The 3315-nt window shown below is 47.8% G+C and carries 1 tRNA gene and 2 rRNA genes; all 3 read right to left on the reverse strand.

Annotated elements, in window-relative coordinates:
* Positions 1-10 precede the first annotated feature (10 nt).
* The 3 genes from rrf to ABEG63_RS21430 all read right to left on the reverse strand — a co-directional run bounded on the left by rrf (position 11) and on the right by ABEG63_RS21430 (position 3309).
* Positions 11-118: ribosomal RNA gene (rrf, locus tag ABEG63_RS21420) — 5S ribosomal RNA — on the reverse strand.
* A 204-nt stretch (positions 119-322) separates the two neighbouring features.
* Positions 323-3078: ribosomal RNA gene (locus tag ABEG63_RS21425) — 23S ribosomal RNA — on the reverse strand.
* A gap of 154 nt (positions 3079-3232) precedes the next feature.
* Positions 3233-3309: transfer RNA gene (locus tag ABEG63_RS21430), tRNA-Ala, on the reverse strand.
* Positions 3310-3315 lie beyond the last annotated feature (6 nt).

Raw genomic sequence — 3315 nt, forward strand, 5'->3', positions numbered from 1 at the left:
TTTTAATAAAAACTGGCGGCGACCTACTCTCCCGCGTTAGCAGTACCATCGGCGCTGGTGGGCTTAACTTCTGTGTTCGGAATGGGAACAGGTGAGCCCCACCGCTAAAACCACCCTAAAGGTTGTATATAAGGTTGCAGGTTGATGGTTATAGGTTACAGGTTTTCCCTGCTACCTGATAGCTATCATCTGCTACCTGTTTTTATCGGTAAATTTCATCACAAAGGCAAAACCAGTGTCGCACTTATAAGGCTTAAGTAAGCTTGAGGCTTAGGTTAAGATTGCTCATTACCTATTACTCATCACTTATTACCTATATCTAGGCTATAAATCTACGGGTAATTAGTACTACTCGGCTATGCTGTTACCAACTTTACACCTGTAGCCTATCAACGTGGTCATCTCCCACGACCCTTAAAAGATGTCTCATCTTGAGGCGAGTTTCGCACTTATATGCTTTCAGTGCTTATCTCTTCCAAACGTAGCTACTCAGCGGTGCACCTGGCGGTACAACTGATACACCAGAGGTTTGTTCAATTCGGTCCTCTCGTACTAGAATCAAGCCCTCTCAAACATCTAACGCCCGCAATAGATAGAGACCGAACTGTCTCACGACGTTCTGAACCCAGCTCGCGTGCCACTTTAATGGGCGAACAGCCCAACCCTTGGGACCTTCTCCAGCCCCAGGATGTGACGAGCCGACATCGAGGTGCCGAACCTCCCCGTCGATGTGAGCTCTTGGGGGAGACTAGCCTGTTATCCCCGGAGTACCTTTTATCCTATGAGCGATGGCCCTTCCATACGGAACCACCGGATCACTATGTCCTGCTTTCGCACCTGATCGACTTGTTGGTCTCACAGTCAAGCACCCTTATGCCATTACACTCTACGCACGGTTACCAAGCGTGCTGAGGGTACCTTTGAAAGCCTCCGTTACTCTTTTGGAGGCGACCACCCCAGTCAAACTACCCACCACGCAATGTCCTTCTAAAAGAAGTTAGGCTCCAAGTAAGTAAAGGGTGGTATTTCAACGTTGACTCCACAAACACTAGCGTGCCTGCTTCAAAGTCTCCCACCTATCCTACACATTACTTACTCAAAGTCAATACGAAGTTATAGTAAAGGTTCACAGGGTCTTTTCGTCCCATTGCGGGTAATCGGCATCTTCACCGATACTACAATTTCACCGAGCTCGTGGCTGAGACAGTGCCCAGATCGTTACACCATTCGTGCAGGTCGGAACTTACCCGACAAGGAATTTCGCTACCTTAGGACCGTTATAGTTACGGCCGCCGTTTACTGGGGCTTCAGTCAAACGCTTCGCTTACGCTAACGCCCTTCCTTAACCTTCCAGCACCGGGCAGGTGTCAGACCCTATACAGCATCTTTCGATTTAGCAGAGTCCTGTGTTTTTGATAAACAGTCGCCTGGGCCTCTTCACTGCGGCCACCATTGCTGATGGCGTCTCTTCTTCCGAAGTTACGAGACTATTTTGCCTAGTTCCTTAGCCACGACTCACTCGAGCACCTTAGGATTCTCTCCTCGACCACCTGTGTCGGTTTTGGTACGGGTTGCTTCACTTCGGCTTTTCTTGGATCCGATTTCACTATAACAGCTTCGCCCGAAGGCTAGGCCTTGACACTTCCGTCCGTCTTCAATAGCTACGTCGAACCGTCCCCTTTTTAGTGTGAGCAAGTATGGGAATATTAACCCATTGTCCATCCACTACCCCTTTCGGGTTCGCGTTAGGTCCCGACTAACCCTCAGCTGATTAGCATGGCTGAGGAAACCTTAGTCTTTCGGTGAGGGGGTTTCTCGCCCCCTTTATCGTTACTTATGCCTACATTTTCTTTTCTGTCCGCTCCACAATACCTCACGATACTGCTTCGGCGCAAACAGAATGCTCTCCTACCAGATGTATCTTAAATACAAATCCATAGCTTCGGTAATATGTTTATGCCCGATTATTATCCATGCCGGACCGCTCGACTAGTGAGCTGTTACGCACTCTTTAAATGAATGGCTGCTTCCAAGCCAACATCCTAGCTGTCAATGCAGTCCAACCGCGTTGCTTCAACTTAACATATATTTGGGGACCTTAGCTGTTGGTCTGGGTTCTTTCCCTCTCGGACATGGACCTTAGCACCCATGCCCTCACTGCCGTAGAACATTTATTAGCATTCGGAGTTTGTCAGGAATTGGTAGGCGATGAAACCCCCGCATCCAATCAGTAGCTCTACCTCTAATAAACTTATATACGACGCTGCACCTAAATGCATTTCGGAGAGTACGAGCTATCTCCCAGTTTGATTGGCCTTTCACCCCTACCCACAGGTCATCCGAAGACTTTTCAACGTCAACCGGTTCGGTCCTCCACTTTGTGTTACCAAAGCTTCAACCTGCCCATGGGTAGATCACAAGGTTTCGCGTCTAATCCTACTAACTATCCGCCCTATTCAGACTCGCTTTCGCTCCGGCTCCGGACCTGAAGTCCTTAACCTCGCTAGTAAAATTAACTCGTAGGCTCATTATGCAAAAGGCACGCCGTCACAGAATTAATCTGCTCCGACCGCTTGTAGGCGTACGGTTTCAGGTTCTATTTCACCCTTCTATTCGAAGTGCTTTTCACCTTTCCTTCACAGTACTTGTTCACTATCGGTCTTTCAGGAGTATTTAGCCTTGGAGGATGGTCCCCCCATATTCAGACAGGATTTCACGTGTCCCGCCCTACTCATTTATCATCTATATATACCTTTCGAATACCGGGCTATCACCGTCTACGGCCGCACTTTCCAGTACGTTCTTCTAAATATATAAAGACTTTTGGGCTAATCCGCTTTCGCTCGCCACTACTTACGGAATCTCTTCGATTTCTTTTCCTCAGGGTACTTAGATGTTTCAGTTCTCCTGGTTTGCTCCTCCTAAGAGGTAATACATCTTCAATGTATTGGGTTGCCCCATTCGGACATCTGCGGATCAATTCGTGTGTGCCAATCCCCGCAGCTTTTCGCAGCTTACCACGTCCTTCGTCGCCTCTGAAAGCCTAGGCATCCGCCATACGCCCTTAACGATTTCTTTCCTATTTTTAGGTTACTCAAGCACTTATAAGTGCTCGGTTTTCTCTTTGTGATGTCTTTACCGTTAATGTCAATGATCTTAAATCTACTTCAAGTTTAATTCGCAAATATTGTTTTTGGCTCTATTCGCTTTTTTAAAACTAAACCATCCATGATGGTGGAGAATAAGGGAGTCGAACCCTTGACCTCCTGCGTGCAAGGCAGGCGCTCTAGCCAGCTGAGCTAATTCCCCCTCTAG

The organism is Chryseobacterium sp. C39-AII1 (assembly GCF_039672645.1).
Lineage (GTDB): Bacteria > Bacteroidota > Bacteroidia > Flavobacteriales > Weeksellaceae > Chryseobacterium.